The sequence below is a fragment of the Streptomyces sp. P17 genome (genome assembly GCF_032436805.1).
GTDB lineage: Bacteria > Actinomycetota > Actinomycetes > Streptomycetales > Streptomycetaceae > Streptomyces.
Window position 1 is genome coordinate 1 of sequence record NZ_JAVRBF010000781.1, and the last position, 274, is coordinate 274.

At 64.6% G+C, this 274-nt stretch carries 1 protein-coding gene; it reads left to right on the forward strand.

The window, feature by feature from the left end; translation table 11 throughout:
• Positions 1-12 precede the first annotated feature (12 nt).
• Positions 13-274: hypothetical protein (locus RMT89_RS42935; RefSeq protein WP_315889185.1), on the forward strand; the 262-nt coding region annotated here is incomplete at its 3' end.

Consider the following 274-nt stretch of genomic DNA (forward strand, 5'->3'; position numbering starts at 1 on the left):
TACGACATGCAGGTGTTCCGGATCACCTCGGAAATATCCAGGCAGGTGTTTCCGGTCATGCTGGATCTCGACAGCCCGCACTTCCTGGCGGGCATGGAGCGGCTTCGCGTGATCTCGGAGCGGATCGCCGATACCCGCACCCACGGCGGCCTCTGGCCGAAGCTGAAGCGCGCCGGCCTTGCAGCCAGCGCGGCGGTGGCTTTCGCGCGGCTGTATTTCATGCGGCCGAAGCAGAACGTGCTGCCACGGGAAATTTCCCTGCAGCCGTCGTGGT